13 protein-coding genes and 1 pseudogene are annotated in these 16,952 nt (G+C 52.1%); 6 read left to right on the top strand and 8 right to left on the bottom strand.

Annotated elements, in window-relative coordinates; translation table 11 throughout:
- Nucleotides 1–30: 30 nt before the first annotated feature.
- Together AB1L42_RS22575 and AB1L42_RS22570 are read left to right on the top strand one after the other, a co-directional pair.
- Nucleotides 31–1,089 carry a helicase-related protein gene (locus AB1L42_RS22575; protein ID WP_367061984.1) on the top strand — a complete coding sequence of 353 codons (1,059 nt, stop codon included), beginning with the start codon at nucleotides 31–33 and terminating at the stop codon, nucleotides 1,087–1,089.
- A 17-nt stretch (nucleotides 1,090–1,106) separates the two neighbouring features.
- Entirely contained in the window at nucleotides 1,107–2,132 is a 1,026-nt protein-coding gene (locus AB1L42_RS22570; RefSeq protein WP_367061981.1) for a phospholipase D-like domain-containing protein, read from the top strand.
- Between the two features lie 51 nt (nucleotides 2,133–2,183).
- Here the strand turns inward: AB1L42_RS22570 and AB1L42_RS22565 are convergent, their stop codons facing one another.
- From AB1L42_RS22565 to AB1L42_RS22535, 7 genes are all read right to left on the bottom strand, one after another.
- Nucleotides 2,184–2,585 carry an integrase core domain-containing protein gene (locus AB1L42_RS22565; protein WP_367061978.1) on the bottom strand — a complete coding sequence of 134 codons (402 nt, stop codon included), beginning with the start codon at nucleotides 2,583–2,585 and terminating at the stop codon, nucleotides 2,184–2,186.
- A gap of 304 nt (nucleotides 2,586–2,889) precedes the next feature.
- The gene (locus AB1L42_RS22560; RefSeq protein WP_367061975.1) at nucleotides 2,890–4,266 is read right to left on the bottom strand and encodes a Gfo/Idh/MocA family oxidoreductase; all 1,377 of its coding nucleotides are present in this window, start codon (nucleotides 4,264–4,266) and stop codon (nucleotides 2,890–2,892) included.
- Nucleotides 4,263–5,360 carry a sugar phosphate isomerase/epimerase family protein gene (locus AB1L42_RS22555; RefSeq protein ID WP_367061972.1) on the bottom strand — a complete coding sequence of 366 codons (1,098 nt, stop codon included), beginning with the start codon at nucleotides 5,358–5,360 and terminating at the stop codon, nucleotides 4,263–4,265. Before AB1L42_RS22555 ends, AB1L42_RS22560 begins: the two co-directional genes overlap by 4 nt.
- Nucleotides 5,361–5,630: 270 nt before the next feature.
- On the bottom strand, nucleotides 5,631–6,803 hold the full coding sequence (locus tag AB1L42_RS22550; protein ID WP_367061969.1) for a DUF1552 domain-containing protein: 1,173 nt from the start codon (nucleotides 6,801–6,803) through the stop codon (nucleotides 5,631–5,633).
- A 181-nt stretch (nucleotides 6,804–6,984) separates the two neighbouring features.
- Nucleotides 6,985–9,600, bottom strand: a complete 2,616-nt coding sequence (locus AB1L42_RS22545; protein WP_367061966.1) for a DUF1592 domain-containing protein — start codon at nucleotides 9,598–9,600, stop codon at nucleotides 6,985–6,987.
- A 303-nt stretch (nucleotides 9,601–9,903) separates the two neighbouring features.
- Nucleotides 9,904–11,598, bottom strand: a complete 1,695-nt coding sequence (locus AB1L42_RS22540; RefSeq protein WP_367061963.1) for a FecR domain-containing protein — start codon at nucleotides 11,596–11,598, stop codon at nucleotides 9,904–9,906.
- The gene (locus tag AB1L42_RS22535; protein WP_367061960.1) at nucleotides 11,595–12,191 is read right to left on the bottom strand and encodes a sigma-70 family RNA polymerase sigma factor; all 597 of its coding nucleotides are present in this window, start codon (nucleotides 12,189–12,191) and stop codon (nucleotides 11,595–11,597) included. Before AB1L42_RS22535 ends, AB1L42_RS22540 begins: the two co-directional genes overlap by 4 nt.
- Nucleotides 12,192–12,307: 116 nt before the next feature.
- Here AB1L42_RS22535 and AB1L42_RS22530 point away from each other — a divergent pair, with 116 nt between their 5' ends.
- The 4 genes from AB1L42_RS22530 (at nucleotide 12,308) to AB1L42_RS22515 (ending at nucleotide 16,559) form a co-directional block, all read left to right on the top strand.
- Nucleotides 12,308–13,234, top strand: a complete 927-nt coding sequence (locus tag AB1L42_RS22530; protein ID WP_367061957.1) for a sugar phosphate isomerase/epimerase — start codon at nucleotides 12,308–12,310, stop codon at nucleotides 13,232–13,234.
- 195 nt (nucleotides 13,235–13,429) lie between these two features.
- Nucleotides 13,430–14,752 (top strand): mandelate racemase/muconate lactonizing enzyme family protein, encoded by a 1,323-nt coding sequence (locus AB1L42_RS22525; protein WP_367061954.1) that lies wholly within the window; start codon nucleotides 13,430–13,432, stop codon nucleotides 14,750–14,752.
- A gap of 173 nt (nucleotides 14,753–14,925) precedes the next feature.
- A complete protein-coding gene (locus tag AB1L42_RS22520) occupies nucleotides 14,926–15,702 on the top strand; it encodes a carbon-nitrogen hydrolase family protein (RefSeq protein WP_367061951.1) in 777 nt (258 codons plus the stop codon).
- Nucleotides 15,703–15,758: 56 nt separating this feature from the next.
- A complete protein-coding gene (locus AB1L42_RS22515; protein WP_367061948.1) occupies nucleotides 15,759–16,559 on the top strand; it encodes a class I SAM-dependent methyltransferase in 801 nt (266 codons plus the stop codon).
- Nucleotides 16,560–16,595: 36 nt separating this feature from the next.
- Here AB1L42_RS22515 and AB1L42_RS22510 read toward each other — a convergent pair.
- Nucleotides 16,596–16,780, bottom strand: a pseudogene (locus tag AB1L42_RS22510) (oxidoreductase); the annotation flags it as partial.
- Nucleotides 16,781–16,952 lie beyond the last annotated feature (172 nt).

The following is a 16,952-nucleotide window of genomic DNA, read 5'->3' as shown; positions in this document are numbered from 1 at the left end:
TGGGACGCGGAGGCAGAACTACCGTTGGACGTGATCCGGCTAGCGGGTTTTGAGTCGCTGGTCGACTATGCACTTGGTTCGCCAGGAGTCGTCGTCGGGAGGGCTTTGCTGCGACACTTCAGTGGCTCCGACTCTGAAGAACAAGTACTGAACTGGGAAGAGGCGTTCTATGAGGTCTTGGCAGCTTCGTGGATGGGGCTCCAGAACTACCTTGATCAGCGCTGGTTTTACCGATTGCTTTCGAGAGGAAATGAGTCCTATCCCGACGCAATTCTGCGGGCCGTTACGGATGGCAATCTGGAATCCGTTCTCGATGAGCATCTCTGGATCACCGGGATGCTCCGCAATCTGCACGACGAAGAACTGGCACAGGAACTCAGGGAAGGTCTGACCATCAAGAGCGGTATGTTCTTCCTGCATCCTGTCGATGCAAAACGTGACGCCACCTTTTCACTGCGATGCCATGTCGCGATGCCGTTTATTCAGACGCAGGTACGCAGTCTGGAAGACGGAGAGAAGCCATTTCGAACCGATGAAATGCGGCGAGCATTTAATACGCCATTCTGGCCCTACGTGCTGGCTACGACATCGGTCGGCCAGGAAGGGCTCGATTTCCACGCATGGTGCGACACGTTGGTGCACTGGGACCTGTGCCGAAATCCGGTCGACCTGGAGCAGCGTGAGGGCCGCATTCAGCGATTTGGCGGACTCTCGATCCGTCGTGCGATCGCGGCTCGGTTAGCCAAGGAGGCGATCTCGACTCGGAGCTCTGCTCAGAGCCCGTGGGCGCGGATTGCGGAACTGGCAGACGAGCGAATGAGCGACGATTCCGGCCTGGCCCCGTGGTGGGTCTGTAAAGATGGGACCGTAAACCGCTACGTGTTTGATGTGCCCACAAGCGAACAGAAGCACTGGCTGCATTGGATGAAAGAGCAACGGCTGTTGTATCGGCTCGCACTGGGCCAACCCAATCAGGAAGATCTCATCGAAATTTTGTCGACCAAGTCGGGGCTTCAACCTGATGCAGTCCGAAAGGCTGTTGTCAATCTCTCACCTTGGTTTCGAGAACGTGAAGCCACGAATCAATAAGATCCGAGGAAAGCACAATGCGAATTGAGATCCCAGACGTGACAGGCCAACTCGTTCTCTCAAAAGACGATTTTGGTTACCAAGAGGTCATTGATCAGATCGGTCAGTCCGAGACAGTGTCGGTCGTCACCTATAATATTTCGAACGGCAACGAAGGCCTCCTTCAACTTCTTCGTGATTGCGATGCTGAAGTTCGTCTGATTACGAATATTCCAGGCCGATTCAAAGACTACACGTCTGACAACGCGAAGAAGCGTGCGCGGAACAAAATGAAGACGATGTTCCGAAAACTCGATCCCGAGCGATTTGGCGCCTTTGCCCGTGTACTGTTTTGCTTTCGGAATCACGCCAAAATCATACTGACGGACACGGTCGCCTACGTGGGGTCTGCCAACTATTCAGAGGAAAGCTCTTCAAGTTGGGAGGGCGGTATCATCGTTCGTGACTCTTCGACCATAAGTCAGATCTCACAATGGGTCGATGAAATAGAATCTGACTCAGTTCGCTTTTACGGTCAGAAGATGCCTTCAGCGATCACCCCGTTGTTGCTTGTCAAGTCGCAGCTCGAGGCGCTCGGAGCAGTATTAGAGGGCGAATTCACCAATGACGATGTCGACAAATCATACGATGCCTTTAAGGCAGTGGAAGACGCAGTCAGTGAAAAAGATCGGGCATGGGCAGAAGCATATGAACCTAGCGGTCCATTGTCGTCTCAGGTTGACATGAAACTCTTGAGGTCAATCGAGGATTGGACTGGCAATCGTGACACATTGGATTTGGCGCGAACGAATGAGGATCTGCTAGAGGCATTAGATGGAGAAATCTCGGTCGATGAATTCAAGACTGACAACGATGGGAACATTCCGGAATCAGAGTTTGAAGGATACATCGAGCGATTAACCGAGGAGCAGAAAGCACTTTGTGAACGTCACAAGGAAGGGCTAATTGCGGTTCAACAGCAGATTGAGACTGTCTGCGTCCAGATCGAATCTGCATGCAAAGAGATCAGTACGCACATTGCAAGAATCAACAACGCTGAGTAGAGCTGTCCGTTCGGAAAAATGACAGTCAAAAGGGAACTTGATTTGCGACGTCTAAGCCGCCCGCCGCGCATACGACTTCAGCGCCCCACCGAGCCGCGTGTTGCAGATCACATCGCCACGGCGAATCGTGGTTCGCTCCTCCGGTTCTGTTTCCATCGCCGGTGGCAGATGTCCGCACGCCTCGTGTGGTCGCTCGGTGTTGTACCATGCTTCGAACTGCCGACAGACGTAGTTCAAATGCCGCTGAGCCACGATCACGAACTTGTTGAGGCACTCGACCTGCGGCGTCTGGATGAACCGCTCGACGTGTGCCCGAAGGTTGGGTGACAACGGCGTGTTGCGTTTGATGCGGGCGCCACTGCTCTCGAACACCGCATCGAATGGAGCGGTGTACTTGGCATCGTTATCCCGCATCACCATCTTCGGCGCGAGTTCCAGGTCCTCGGCATCCATTAGAAAGTTCTTCGCCTGCTGCGTGACCCACTGCGAATTCGGACTGGCCCTCCAGGGTGAAATCCAACATCGCCGCGTACCCAGGTGTAGAAACGCTAGCATGTACAAGTTGAAGAGCCCCGCGTCGTGTTTTTGAGCTTTCTGAATGACTCGGCCCGAATTTGTCTCGTGCTCGACAGGCTCAATAACGGCAGAAATAAAAATCGGTGAACAGGAGGACGGTAAGAGAATCGTTGTTTGAGTTTTTTGTCGTCGACAAGGAGGCGATGTTGCATCGGTCGACAGCCTTGTTGAGAAGTTATCGCTATTCAGTCGGCAATTCGAAGCCTTCGCGGCGCGGGCGATCGAGTTTGAGGTCTGCTTCTTCATCATCCACAAATTGCTCTTTGTCCGGATTCCAGCGTAGTGGTCGATTGATTTCCCGTGCGATATTCGCGAGATGACAGACGGTGGCCGTTCGATGACCGACTTCAACCGGTGCATTCGGAACGTCGCGAGTAACAATGCAGTCGAGCCAGTTCTCAAGATGCGGGCGAGCGACATGTCCGTCTCCTGCCCATTTCTCAACCAGTTCTGGATCAGGCCCATCGGTAATTAATCCCGGAGAATCAATCGAATAATAGTTACGACGAATTTGCATCGTCCCTCGCTCGCCATAAATGTGAATAGGCTCATTCGGTCCGTGGAACAGAACTTCAACTCCATCGGCGTATCTCATCGCTACAGGCCAAAAGCGGCGATCATGTTGTCCATCGGGCTTGGGTGTTTTGTTGGCCCAGTCTTTCTGAATCATCTCGATTGAATCCGGCTGGATCGCCTCAATAGCGACCGGTCCGGTGTCGTCGCGTCCGAGAGCGTACTGCATCATGTCGATTGAATGAGCCCCCCAATTTGTCATGAGGTGTCCCGAATAGTCGCGAAACAGATCCCATCCTCGCCACAACAAACCACCAACGTTGAAATCTTCTTTCATCCACAAGTGCCGGTGATGTGGTCGCAATGCAGTAGGCCCGCAGAACAGATTAAAATCGACTCCGCCAGTAGCGAGTTCGCCTTCCAGCGATGGCATCGGCAATGGCCCCGGATAGTTGGGTAGCTCCACTCGAGTGATTTGGCCCAAACCTCCGTCACGGACAAATTCACACGCAAACCGGTTGAGCTCCATCGTTCGTTGCTGACTGCCGACCTGTAGCACACGTCCGGTCTTTTCGACCATGTCCGCAAGCAATCGACCTTCACGAATCGAAACAGTGAGCGGTTTTTCGAGATAGACATCCAAGCCAGCTTGCAGTGCCAACATGGCTGCCAGAGTGTGGTGATGGTCAGGAGTGGCGATGATGACGGCGTCGAACTGTTCGCGATCGAGCATCCGCCTGTAATCCGTATAGGTCTGACAAGCAGTGGCAGAGGTTTCACAAAACGACTGCAAGACCGAAGTGAAAGTCCCTTTGGGTTCCAGCGTCCCTGCGATTCGAGAGGTTGCGCAATCGCAGATTGCGGTGACCCGAGCAGACTTGGGCAGGTTGCCGATCAGGTATTTTCCTCGCACCCCCGTTCCGATCACTCCCACGCGAACAATGTTATTGGCGGATCTCGCAGGAGCGGCAGTTGCTGTCACGGTCCATGCTGCGGCGACACCGGCCGTCTTGAGAAAATTACGACGAGATAGAGAACTGTTCATAAAGACAACTCCTCCCGAGCATACGTAAGGCTTGCGGCGATGTTGGTGTCTTCGAGTTGAACCCGTCGCTCCAGAGGTAACGTGCCAACCTCTTGCAGATTCTCAGAAGAGTTCATCCGAACGAATTGCAGTGTGCGTGCAAGGTCGCGGCTCAGAACATCAGGCATCGTGGCGTAATAGTCTTCCGTCAGGCACGGAACCTTCAGTGGGTCGCGGGTGATCAGTTCTAATGAGAAGCATATTTGCGGTTTGAACTTGCGAAGAGTTTGAACCATCCGCTTAAGGTCAAAGCTTCCCTGCCCGAGCGGGATGTCTGCGAGAAGGAAGCCTTCTTCGTATTCGTGAAGCGACTGATCCTTCAAGTGGACGGAGAACGCATAGGGGGCCAGAGCTTCGATGGGTTCGTAGGCCCCGTCGAGCAATGCGAAACTGTTGCCCGTATCGACACAGGCTCCGACAAACTCGCTATCGAGATGTTGAAATAACGCGATTCGATCCGCGATTCGCTGATCTTTGTGGTTTTCGACGGCCAATGGCACACGGTGTTTTTCAACGATGGGAGCCGCTCTTTCGAGCATTCGCTGACCATTGTTTTCGAACTCTCGAAATTCAGCCAGCGACTTGAATCGCTCGTAGCGTCGGCCAGGAATGATGGTCGTTCTCGCTGCCTGCGCACCGACTTCGCGTGCAGTCTTAATTTCGGCTTCGAACCGGTCGACATCAGTATCGTTCTTGGGTACTGAAATGATGGCATCGATGAACAGTTGATGTTGATCGGCGAAATTGCGGAGTTCGCGAACTTCTTCGGTCGCCATCACTCCGAGGTTGGCCTGCATTCCGCCCGCTCCCAATGCCTGACAATGTTTGAGAAACGTGATCGGCTCAAACAGATCGTGTTGAAGATTCTTCTCACGCAACCATTGGCGACGATGATTGCAATCATAAATCACGAGGCCCATTTTGGATCGTGGCAGCTCTTCAGGTCCGGGATCGGCGAAGGATTGTCCCGAGAGCACGAACGCCGCAGCGGATGGGACGAGAAGCTTTAACGAATCCCTGCGTGTGATTGACGAAGGCTTTGTGTCATCGTTCAAAAGAACTACTCCTTCGAGGCAGTGTTTAAAAGAACGTTACATCGATTTTGACTGGTGAATGTTTTCCTGAATGTGGTTGTCAGTGGGAAAGAGCGAGTGCAATTTACGCATCAGTGTGGTTTGATCAGTCTGTGATCGTACAAAACGCGAATCCTGATGACTATCGATTCGGCAGGTACCATGCGATCCAGATTCTGAATAGGCGCTCACCTAAAAACTGGAGTGAGTGATGATCGAAGGGCTCTAAAGACTCATCCTGAGAGTGTTTCCTCACGTCAGCTTCAGGCCTCGCATTGTCCCTGTGCTGCTCGAGAAGCGGTCGGTCTCAATACCCAGTCGCTGTAGCATGCTGACGAACAGATTTGGTAGCGGGTAGTTGTTTTTCTCATCGAAGACGAGATGTTGTCCGTGTTGAAACCCGCCACCCGCGAGGATGATTGGTAAATTCGTGTTATCGTGGCTGCTCGCGTTGCCGAGATTGCTGCCGTACAACACCATCGTTCGATCAAGCAGCGATCCGCCATCTTCTTTGGTGTTTTTCAGTTTGCCGATGAGTTGTCCAAATTGCCGGATATGCTCCTCTTCGATCATTGCAAGTTGCTCGATCTTCTTCTTGTTCTGACCGTGATGAGAAACGGTATGATAACCTTCGGTCACGCCGTCAATTGGTGGGACGAGAAAGTCTCCCTGCATAAGCACCGTGATGATCCGCGTTGAGTCTGTTTCGAAGGCAAGATGGGCCAGATCGAACAGCAATTGAGCTTTACCAATCACGTCAGCATTGTCTTTGATATCTCGTGGAGGTTTGGCGTCTACTTTGGGCTTGGGAGTCTTCTCCCATTCCTGAAGGCGAACCATCTGCTGCTCAACCTCGCGAAGCGAAGTCAGATACTCGTCAAACTTGGCACGGTCGGTTGTATTCAGTCGACGGTGAAGTGACCGTGTTTGGTCAAGCACGGTGTCCATGATGCTTTGCCCTTCACGGAGACTTTGGATCTGGGCTTCTATCTCCTTCGGGCTGCCAGCCAGAAACAATTTTTCAAACACTCGCGACGGTCGAGCTTCACCGGGAATCGGAACTCCGGAACGTGTCCACGAAATCGAGTTGCTGCCGCCACGCCCTGACAATACAAGCGAGGGAAACCGAGTTTCTCTTCCGATGTAATCTGCTGCGAGCTGGTCAAGCGAAATTGAGTTCTTGAAACTCCCGCTTCCAGGATGAGGAGCACCCGTCAGGAAGCTCTTCTCGGCGATGTGTCCGCCATCGACAGACGGCAACGAGACTCCACTAAAGACCGTGTAGTCATCCCGAAACTGATCAAGGAGCTTTAAGTATCGGGAAGGTTGATAGTCGCGTCCCGACTGTTCGGGCATATAGAATGGACGATGCAGTCCCAGATTGTTGCAAATGCAGATCATTCGGCGTGGCACATCATCAGGCACGAATCCGTCCGTCGCTCGGGCTGAATCGTCACCGTGGCAGCTCCTCGACACAATAGACTCGAACAACGGCAATGCCAGTGTAACGCCAGCGGCGCTACAGAAACTGCGACGATTTAATTGAATACGATGCATAGAGATTGGGCCTGTTTTGGTCGCGAGATTTGTGTTCTGATCGATTGAGCTACTTCCGATGGAAAAGTGAACTTTGAACGATTTCGTGGATGAGTGATCGGAAGCCGTACTCGCTCGATTGAGCACGGTCGAGAATTGCTTCAACTTTTTCTCGATCAGAGAACGAGACTTCGGCTCCGGTCGAGTAAATAAGAAGCTTCTTGGTGATTCCTCGGGCGATTTGACGTTCGTCTTCAAGTAGTAAACGTTTGAATCCCTGGATGTCTTCAAACGATCGGCCATCCGCTAATTCGTAGGAAGCGTCAACCAGAGGCCCTTCGACGTATCTGATCGGGACAGGTTGGAACGGGCTGTACCTTGGCTTCAAGTCTTCGAGTTCTTCGTTGATAGCTCTGTAGTGATCTCTCCAGCCTCCAATGACGTCGAAACTTTCCAGTGCCACTCCGGGGGGATCGATCTTGGCATGGCAATCGGCGCAATTGGCCAAGCTGCGATGTTTCTCCAATTGCTCGCGGACTGTCGTCGCACCACGAATATCAGGTTCAATAGCCGGAATTCCAGGCGGAGGAGGGTCTGGTTGGATACCCATGATTCGTTCCATTAACCAGACGCCGCGCACAACCGGAGAGGTCGTTGTGCCATTTGCGGTCACCTTCAGGATGCTCCCCTGTGTCATAAGACCACCGCGGACAGAGTCTTTGGGAAGAGAGACCGCCTGCACGTGCATCTCATTAACTGCTGGGAGGTCGTAGTGTTTCGCGAGGCGCCAGTTCACCATCGCAAAATCGGAATCTATGACATTCCGGGACGGCAGGTCTTCTTCGACAAGTTTGCGGACGAAAGCGAGAGTTTCTTCCACGGCGGACCACTGCAAGAGTTTGTCGAACTCCGGGTACAGCTTCTCGTCTGGTACTGTGAAATCAATCAAGCGGAGATCGAGCCATTGATCGAGGAAGTCTTTAAGGAAGCGATCGGAGCGGTCATCGTTCAGCATGCGATCGACCTGAGACCGCAGCGTGTCGGGATCCAAGATTTGACCCGTTTCGGCTAGCGTTCTGAGTTCATCGTCCGGCAGACCATTCCAGAGGAAAAAGCTGAGTCTTTCGGCAAATGCCACGGGACTTAACTCGGAGGCTGCATCGGGCAACGAAGCTTGGTGATAGAGAAAACCAGGAGAGGTCAACAGTGCCATGTACCCGACACGCATCGCCGATTCAAAGTCTCGCCCTTCGTCCAGCCAATGATGAACGAGAGAAATGTAAGGGGCGATTTCTTCATCACCAACAGGTCGACGGAAGGCACAATTGGCGAATTCTGACAACAGTGAAGCAGCAACCTTCTTCGGTGAAGATGGATTTAATGCGAGTGTGGCATGTAGTGGAGCAGGGATGCCCGCACTCCTGTGAATCGGTTCACCTCCCACCTCTTGCTTTTTCGGATCGTAGATCCATTTGTTCCCAGTCGCTTTCTCAACTGGAACTCGAGTCATTTTGGGCTGCGCGATCCTGGCGGGAGGTTCGTCGAGATGTGCGATGGGATCTTGATTCGGTTGAGCGTCGGGAATTGGTGTCGTTGCAACATCGCCCCACAGTACACGATGAGATGCTGGCGGCCATTGTTCAAAAATCGGACCGTCAACTTCGACCCACTGAATGACGGCAGCCGGACCATTGTATGCGTGCTGTTGCATTTCCTCTTTGGGACCGGCAAACCGCATCGGAGGCAATGACGTCGGATAGACATGAAAATATTGGCCGCGCTCTAGAGTCCCTTCCCACTCAAATATCTGTGGATTCCCTTCTTTCACGGCGAAATGGTCGAGAAACACATGAGGCACATGATTCGACTCAGCATGTCCAGTGCCGCCTGCTCGCAACGAGACAATCACCGGCTCGTCCGAACGTAGTGCAAAAGTCGATACCTTGACCCGATAGCGCCCTGTGTGAGGAGCAGTCCATTGGCTCATGACTGCATTAAGATGTGAAAACTTCTCCGTCGCGAAGAAAGCGACTCCGTCATCCTGAATGAGGAAGGGACCGCCGCGACGGTAGACCTGCATGATGCCATTCTCTTCACGGTAGCTCAGACGGTGAGTTCGCCGTTGAGGCTTCTCGTACAGGGTAGTGGCCTGCGTAAGCACTTTGTTTAAAACGCTCAGGTACGCTTCCATCTGAACGGAAGAAACATTGAGCGCTGCACCGACTGTATTAAAACCATGATTCTTCGCATCCTCGGGGAGCTCTGCTTGGATATTTAGTGGGATCGAAAAAAGATCACTGAGTGCTGTTTCAAACTCAGCTCGATTCAGTCTGCGGATTGTCCCGCGACCAAATTTCGTTTGGCGATCTTGATCGGCAGCGGTTAAGTGTTTCGATAGTTGCTGAAGCAGAACACCTCGCTCAGAATCCGACGGTTGATCGACGTCTTTCGGAGGCATTTCCCCACGTTCAACCTTGTCGTGAGCTTTCTCCCATCGATCAAAAACCGTGGAGTCATCCAGACTGAAGGCGAGGGAATCAAGGTCGAAACCAGCCTCGGCACTTTCACCAGAGTGGCAATCCAAGCAGTGAGTGGTCAAGAACTCACGGATCAAAGATGGAGTTTCGCCTCGGGCATTCGAGACGGAAATCAGGCAGACAGCGACGACTGCGAAACAATTCTTCAATTCAAATCTCCCACTGGTCGATTTCCAATCTTCTGATTGCTTTTAAATAGCAGCTTCTGCCATTTGGTTACCTTAAATGGAGAACTTTAGCCACTCCTTGTTTATTCAGGTTCACCGCATTCTAAGTAGCTTCAAACTGCATCACCAAGAACTCGTAATTCAAAGCTGCTGGCTCATTTGCAAGGGCAATTGAAACACAAATCGACGAAGGTCGACGACCAGCATGTAAAAAACTCCAAGACTCACTTGATTGAGGCGTTACCCGAAGGATCGATACTGTCGAGGGTAAGTGAGCAGGCGATATCAATGTTCCTCCCGCATGGGGGCGACACTTCGCCAGGTCGGGCCGATACGTAGTTCATCCACGATTCGAGCAGTCACTCCCGTCGAACTCAAAAGCAGGCGATCCAGCCGACTGGAAATATCAACTCCGCGTGTAACAACGTGCCAGGTGCTCGGCTCTGCGTATCCCAGCAGATCCTGCTCGCCATAAATTCGGAAATAGATTTCGTCTTTACCCTCCTTGCGAGAAATGATCTTTCCGATCCATAACATCGTCTGTTCAGTTGGCAAGACGAGTGGGCTTGTAAACTGATTGCCATTGCCAGCTTGAATCCGAGGGCGAGCCCCGGGCCCATGCCCAAAGCTTACTGAATCAGAAAAATAGTCCTCGGACGCGCGGAAAGTGAGACGCAGATGTTCCTGCGGCCGCTTTCGATCCGTTCGCCGCTCGGTTTCGCGGACCATCAAACTGAAAAATGTGACTCCGTCTTTGCCGAGATCTACAGGCTTGGCGAGCGGCCTCACGTAGAAAGAATTGCTAGGTGGAAGCATAAGCATTCCCAGTCGCCCGCCGGGAACGGGCCAGGTAACGTTCATTAATCCGTGAACAATCTCAAAGAATTCTGGCGAGTTCTCAACGTCGGGGACTTTGCGCTCCTCCTGCGTTCGCAGCCGCCAGGGGCCACCCCAGCCGATGCCTTTCGTCGTTTCTTCGAGTGGTAGAATGCCAGGTTCGTAATGGAACCCCTCGTAAGCTTGCATGCGTTCAGGTTGCGGTCGGGGATTCGCACGGCGAACCACTTCTTCAAACCTAGGAGAGTCCAGCTCAACCGCTTCCGCAGTGTCACTTGTTTTCGAAAGTCGGACTGCGTGGCCAGCCGTCAAGATGTCCGGCGACTTGCCATTTCGATACTCGACCTGTCCATCCAGAACGTGAACTTCGGTGTCACCGGAAGAGCCAACGCGGACTGCAAACTCTGTCCCGAGGTCAATCAGCGGGCAGCGAGGCGTTGCCAATTCGAACCCTTCTGCCCCATCTTCAGCTCGGATAACAACATTCCCATGATTGAGTTTCGCACTGCCTGTTGAACTCAAGACGAGGGACGTTTCCCCGGTCATCACCAGTTCTGCACCACCGTCAAAGCGAATGACTGCTGTTCCTGTGATGAGTTCAAGACTCCCCGGCGGTAATCGTTGCCCCTCATGCAAAGCTGTTTCTGACGACCATTCACAACCGTCTTCAAAAATTAGAGTCGCAATATCATTTGCCAATCGAGAGCGAGTCGCGTTGTCTGACATTAGGTCCGTTTTGTCGATCACTTGGGATGAACCAAACCAGTGTTGCAGACTTAAGGAGACGAGCAGTGTAAGAACCGCAATCGCGATCGAACTGAACCATCGCTTGGAAGAGACAGTTGATCTGACGAGTGAAGAGTCCCTCTCGGAAGGCTGTTCGGCTCCGCGAAGTTTCTCGGTGATAGAACGGAGAAACGTCCCTTGATCATCTTCGATTCTCCGGATGGTATCTTGGACGAAAGCGTCTGAATCGAATGGTTGAAGCTCCAATCCTAGCAACCGATGTTCCTCGAAGAGATTCGCAGCATGTTTGAGGAGTTCGGTATCAGCAGCCAGCATTTCCTGCAACTCGATCAACCCGGAGCCGTCGAGTTCTCCTTCCAGGTAGTCCGTCCAAAGCTGGTCGAAACTAGGATTCATCGCACAGCCTCGCTTGCCTGCTTTCGCTGTATGCAGTCGTGGAGACTCTTTCGCAATTTAAACAGATGTTTCTTGATTGCCCCAACACTTCGATTCGTCAGTTCCGCAATCTCAGCCAATGGCAATTCTTCGGTGTATCGCCAATTCAAAAGCTGCTGTGGCTTCTCACCCATCTCTTTCAGACAGCTTCGCAGGAATCCAAGCAGTTGATCCTGTGCTTGAGAGCTACTCGTCGCCCGACGTTCCAATTCTCGGCTGAGTGCGAGTGGAGCGTAGCGGCTTTGATAGTCCGCCAGTCGTTGCAGTCGGGTGCACTCCGCCATCAACTGATATCTGGCAATTGTGAACAACCAGGCTCGGAAGTCCGTCCCGATTTCATAGTCGTCAATTCTTTTGAAAGCTTGCACGAATGTCTTTTGTGCCACTTCGTCCGCATCTCCTCCAGGCGGACAACGCGAAACGAGCCAAGCACGGATTGTTCGTTCATGGAGGCGTACGATCACTGCAAATGCATCCAGATTCCCATCTTGAACCTGTTTGATTCGCTCGTCCAATTCCACGCTTCGATCACCTTGAGTCTGAAACACAAACACTGAAAATCATCATCGGATAGCACATTGAATCGAATGGTTACCACGAATGCAGAAAAAACATACGATGACTCAAAGTATGGCCAATCTTGCAAAATTCGGCACCTGAGGAATTTGAAGTGATCAATCGCCGCGAAATGCTGACTGAAGTCGCCGGAGCAACTGCTCTTGGTATGACGCTGACAAAACTCCAGGCTGCGGATCGACTTACCGACCATCCGCTGCACATCGCCACTAACACCTACCCGTGGTCAACCTTCGCACGCCGTGACGGAAAAACATTGACGCTGCATACAGATGAGCTGCTCGCTGACATCGCCAGTACAGGGATCACTGGATACGAGCCGATCATTCATCAGCCCGCAGAATTCGACGGTCTGAAAGAACGCCTTTCAAACCATAATTTGGAAATGCGGTCGCTTTATGTGAATAGCGTCCTGCACGACGAAGAACAGTCCGAAGCAAGCATTGATCAGGTGTTGTCGATTGCTGAACGCGCAGCCGACCTCGGCACACACATTATCGTCACGAACCCGTCGCCGATTCGTTGGGGCGGCAGCGAAGACAAGTCAGACTCGCAACTCATCCATCAAGCAGAGTCGCTAAACCGGCTCGGAGCACAGTTGAAGAAACTTGGTATCACTCTGGCATACCACAACCACGATAGCGAGTTGAGACAGGGTGCTCGCGAATTTCATCATATGCTCACTGCGACGAACCCTGAGCACGTGAAGTTCTGTCTGGATGCCCATTGGGTCTATCGAGGATGTGGCAATTCTCAGGTCGCACTCTTCGACGCGATCGATCACTACGCTGACCGCATTGTCGAATTGCACCTGCGTCAGTCGAAGGGAGGAATCTGGACGGAGAGTTTTACCTTCGACGGTGATCTCAACTACGCTCGCCTGTTTGACATCCTTCGTAGCCGTGGAATATCTCCTCACCTCGTCCTTGAGCAGTCGATCGAAACCGGGACTTCCGCTTCGAAAACAGTTTTAGCCGCCCATCAGAGTGGCTACGAGAACCTGAAAGAGAGCTGGAAATAGATCGGCTCTTATGGACCGTTGCACGCTCGCTGTGTTTTGTTGGGAAGAATTGTTTTCCTATTTGCCTTGCCAATACATCTCACGATTCAATCCAAGTCCCGTTCGGGAGAGTTCACTTGTGAGCATGGAACGCACTGAGTTTATTCAGGGTGGGATTTCGACGAATAGCACACAGATTTCAGAGAGGTTTAACTTATGGAAACACGCACCGAATCGACTCGGTCGGCCAGCAGTTTCAAAACAGACGAGTGCATCTCACGTCGATCGGCATTGGCATCGATCACGTTGTCGGGCGCAGCTGCAATCGGGCTTTCTACGACTCAAGTGGTCAGCGATCAAGTCGAAGTCAATGAAGGGCATCGTCTCTCAGAGAAACTCGATCAAATTCTGAAGAAGCCCGTACTCGATCTGTCGTCAGTGAATCAGCCCGTCACAGTCAAGTCAATTGAACTGTTACGAAACGGTCGCAGCTATCTCGTCCGCAGTCGCACTTCCGATGGCATCGAAGCGATCACGGTTCCGAATCCAGCAAAAATGGACTACTTCTGGCCAGTGTTTCTTAAGAATGTCGCACCAGCTTTCATTGGTCAGGACGCACGTCGAATTGAAGAACTGCTGTGGGATGTGTATCGACGAAGCAGTAACTATAAGCTTCAGGGAATCGCTCTATGGATCTGTGTTGCTGCGATCGAAATGAACATGCTGGAGCTACTCGGTCGTGCTGCAAATCGCCCCGTCGCTGATTTCTTCGGTGGTCGATTGCGGCAAGATATCCCGGTTTACTTTGCCAGCGGAAACCGTGGGAATCGTCCAGAAGAAGAAGTGGAACATTTGCAGGGATTAGTATCTGGGTCAGGTGTGAAAGCGATTAAATTCCGTCTGGGGGGACGGATGAGCCGGAATGTGGACTCTCTCCCCGGCCGCAGTGAAGCGTTGATTCCGCTCGTGCGCGAGAAGTTCGGAAACGACTTCACGCTCTATGCTGATTCGAACAGTAGCTACGATGCGACAGAAGCCATCCGGATCGGAAGGCTGATGGAAGAGCATCAGTACGGATTCTTTGAAGAACCATGTGAATTCGATGACCTGTGGAGCACAAAGAAGGTTGCTGATGCGCTCGCAATTCCCGTCGCAGGAGGGGAACAGGAGTTCTCGATGCATCGGTGGAAGTGGACAATCGCCAATCGTGGAGTGGATATTGTTCAGCCCGATCTCCACTACGGTGGCGGACTGATTCGAGCCACACAGGTTGCTCGCATGGCAGAGGCCGCCCGGATGAAAGTTGTGCCTCACATGTCCGGCGGCGGACTCGGCTACCTGGACGTTGTGCAATTTGCCTCATTCACACCCAACATCGGCCCGTTTATGGAATTTAAGGGGAATACGAGTCTCCCCATTCATTGTGCTGACTCATCATTGAAATGCGAAGACGGTGTGGTCCGTTGTCCCAGTGGCGCCGGATTCGGTGTTACAATCGACCCTGACTTCGTACAACGAGCCGACAAACTGAAGCCGTGAGGTTATTACTTCATGCTCCTTCGGAATTAATGGAATGGGTTGTTGGTAGTATCTGCTGCACCATACTTATTCATGTTTGACGAAGGCTTCAATGGCCTTCAGTTTGACGAACGACAGCTAAACATTCATAAAATGTTAAGCTCATCGCTCCAATTCAAGTTAGAAGAATTGCAATGATCGAGCAGGGGAGTATGCCGCAAGAAGAGTTCTGCATTGCAGTTGCCCAATCCGCTTCTGTGAAAGGTGACATTGCTGAGAACATCCGGCGGCATGCCGAAATCGTATCTTGTGCAGCGGATCATGGGGCAAAGCTCGTCCTGTTTCCGGAACTCTCTCTCACTGGGTACGAGCCGACGATTGCCGCAGAGACTGCGATTGAGGCCAATGATCCGTGTCTGACCGTGCTTCAGGAATTGTCGGACAGTCGGGAGATCGCAATCATCGCTGGTGCCCCGATTCGATCATCCGCAGCAAAGCCCTTCATTGGAGCATTGACCTTTCGACCAAGACTCCCGATCGAAGTCTATCGAAAGCGATTCGTTCACCCAGACGAATTTCCGTGGTTTATTCCGTCGGATGATGTGGCTGTCTATCCATGTCATGGGCGTGAGGTTGGAGTCGCGATTTGTGCCGACATTAGCAATCCTATTCACCCGGCAGATACATTTCAGAAAGGTGCGACGATCTACGTGGCGAGCGTGGCGAAAACCCCTGAGGGAGTCTGCAAAGCGGAAGACACTCTTGCTCGATACGCACGCGAGTACAAATCTCCCGTCGCAATGGCAAACTACGCATGCGAAACAGGCGGATTTCCAACAGGTGGACGCAGCGCTGTTTGGGATGAGTGTGGGAAGGTCATCGTTCAAGCACCGGAGTCAGGCGAGTATTTGATGATCGCAAAGAACTCTGAAAGCGGATGGGAAGGACAATTGATTGCGATTGAGAGTTAGTTGCCAGTTAAAAGTTTGAACTAAAGAAGACGACACTAATCTGGGAAGGAAAAACGATGCATGATCTGAAACCAACCGACGGCGACAAGAGCATCGATTGGGGCAAGACATCGCGGGACTACGCGATTCATCGTCCTGGTCCACCTGCCAGTTTCTTTCGGCGACTTTCTGCTTTCGACATCGGACTCGCGGGACAGAGAATTCTGGATCTCGGCACAGGCACTGGTGTGATGGCTCGTCAGTTTGCAAAACAGGGCGCAAACGTGACCGGTGTCGACGTTTCACGCGAACAGATCGAGATGGCAAAACAACTCGCTAGCGAAGAGGGGCTTTCCGTTGAATTCGCAGTTCACTCTGCCGAGTCACTTCCATGGCAGCAGCCGACGTTTGATGTGGTGGCTGCCAATCAGTGCTGGCTTTACTTTGATACCGATAAAGTAGTTAGAGAATTGCGACGAATCCTCAAGCCGGACGGTCTCCTCGTGACTTCACATTTTTGTTGGTTGCCACGGGTGGACAAGATCGCTCATGCCAGCGAACAGCTTGTGCTCAAGTTCAACCCAGATTGGGGCGGTGCCGATTGGTCCGGAAATATTCCTGCCTGTCCGGCCTGGGCTGAAGCAGACTTCGATGTTCAGGCCATGTTCTATTATGACGAGCCGATCCCGTTTACCCGTGAAGGCTGGTGCGGTCGATTTCGAGCTTGTCGCGGAGTCGGCGCGACACTCTCAGAGACGGAAGTCAATGAGTTCAACACAGCTCACATTGACCTCTTGAATCGGACAGTTCCGGAGTCATTCAACGTGCTCCATCGACTCGATGCTCATGTCTTCGTCCTCCGAAACCCAACGCATTGAATGACTGCGCTTGCGGAATGAAATCTCCGAAGCTTTTCAGATACTATGGGCGGTTGGGCGGAAGAGAATTTCATTGACGTCGGCGTCGGCTGGCTCATTGATGCAAATGCCACCATTCGAGTGAACGTTTCCGCAGGCACTGCGATCTGGCTCACAAAGTCTTTCGTCTGAGTTTGAATCGTTTTGTCGCTGATGTGTTTGAGGAGTTCTGTGGCGACAGCCAATGCTTGACCTCCTTTCTCCTTAATGTTTTGGCTGAACATGATGAGTTTCCTGTTTAGCGTAAGTCGATGAATGCAAAATTCGGACTCAATTGGTTTGTATAGAGTTACGATGAGAGGCTGTACGAGGAGCGACTTCAAATGTCACTCTGGTTCAACCTGCATTTGCGCC

It is taken from the genome of Thalassoglobus sp. JC818 (genome assembly GCF_040717535.1).
GTDB lineage: Bacteria > Planctomycetota > Planctomycetia > Planctomycetales > Planctomycetaceae > Thalassoglobus.
Note: the sequence above shows the minus strand (reverse complement) of the source record. Positions and strands in the feature narration are given on the sequence as shown.

Bases quoted from the DNA above. Each gene is read 5' to 3' on its own strand.
- AB1L42_RS22570 (WP_367061981.1), top strand. From the start codon at position 1,107: ATGCGAATTGAGATCCCAGACGTGACAGGCCAACTCGTTCTCTCAAAA.
- AB1L42_RS22565 (WP_367061978.1), bottom strand. From the start codon at position 2,585: ATGGATGCCGAGGACCTGGAACTCGCGCCGAAGATGGTGATGCGGGAT.
- AB1L42_RS22525 (WP_367061954.1), top strand. From the start codon at position 13,430: ATGGAAACACGCACCGAATCGACTCGGTCGGCCAGCAGTTTCAAAACA.
- AB1L42_RS22520 (WP_367061951.1), top strand. From the start codon at position 14,926: ATGATCGAGCAGGGGAGTATGCCGCAAGAAGAGTTCTGCATTGCAGTT.
- AB1L42_RS22540 (WP_367061963.1), bottom strand. From the start codon at position 11,598: ATGAATCCTAGTTTCGACCAGCTTTGGACGGACTACCTGGAAGGAGAA.
- AB1L42_RS22515 (WP_367061948.1), top strand. From the start codon at position 15,759: ATGCATGATCTGAAACCAACCGACGGCGACAAGAGCATCGATTGGGGC.
- AB1L42_RS22560 (WP_367061975.1), bottom strand. From the start codon at position 4,266: ATGAACAGTTCTCTATCTCGTCGTAATTTTCTCAAGACGGCCGGTGTC.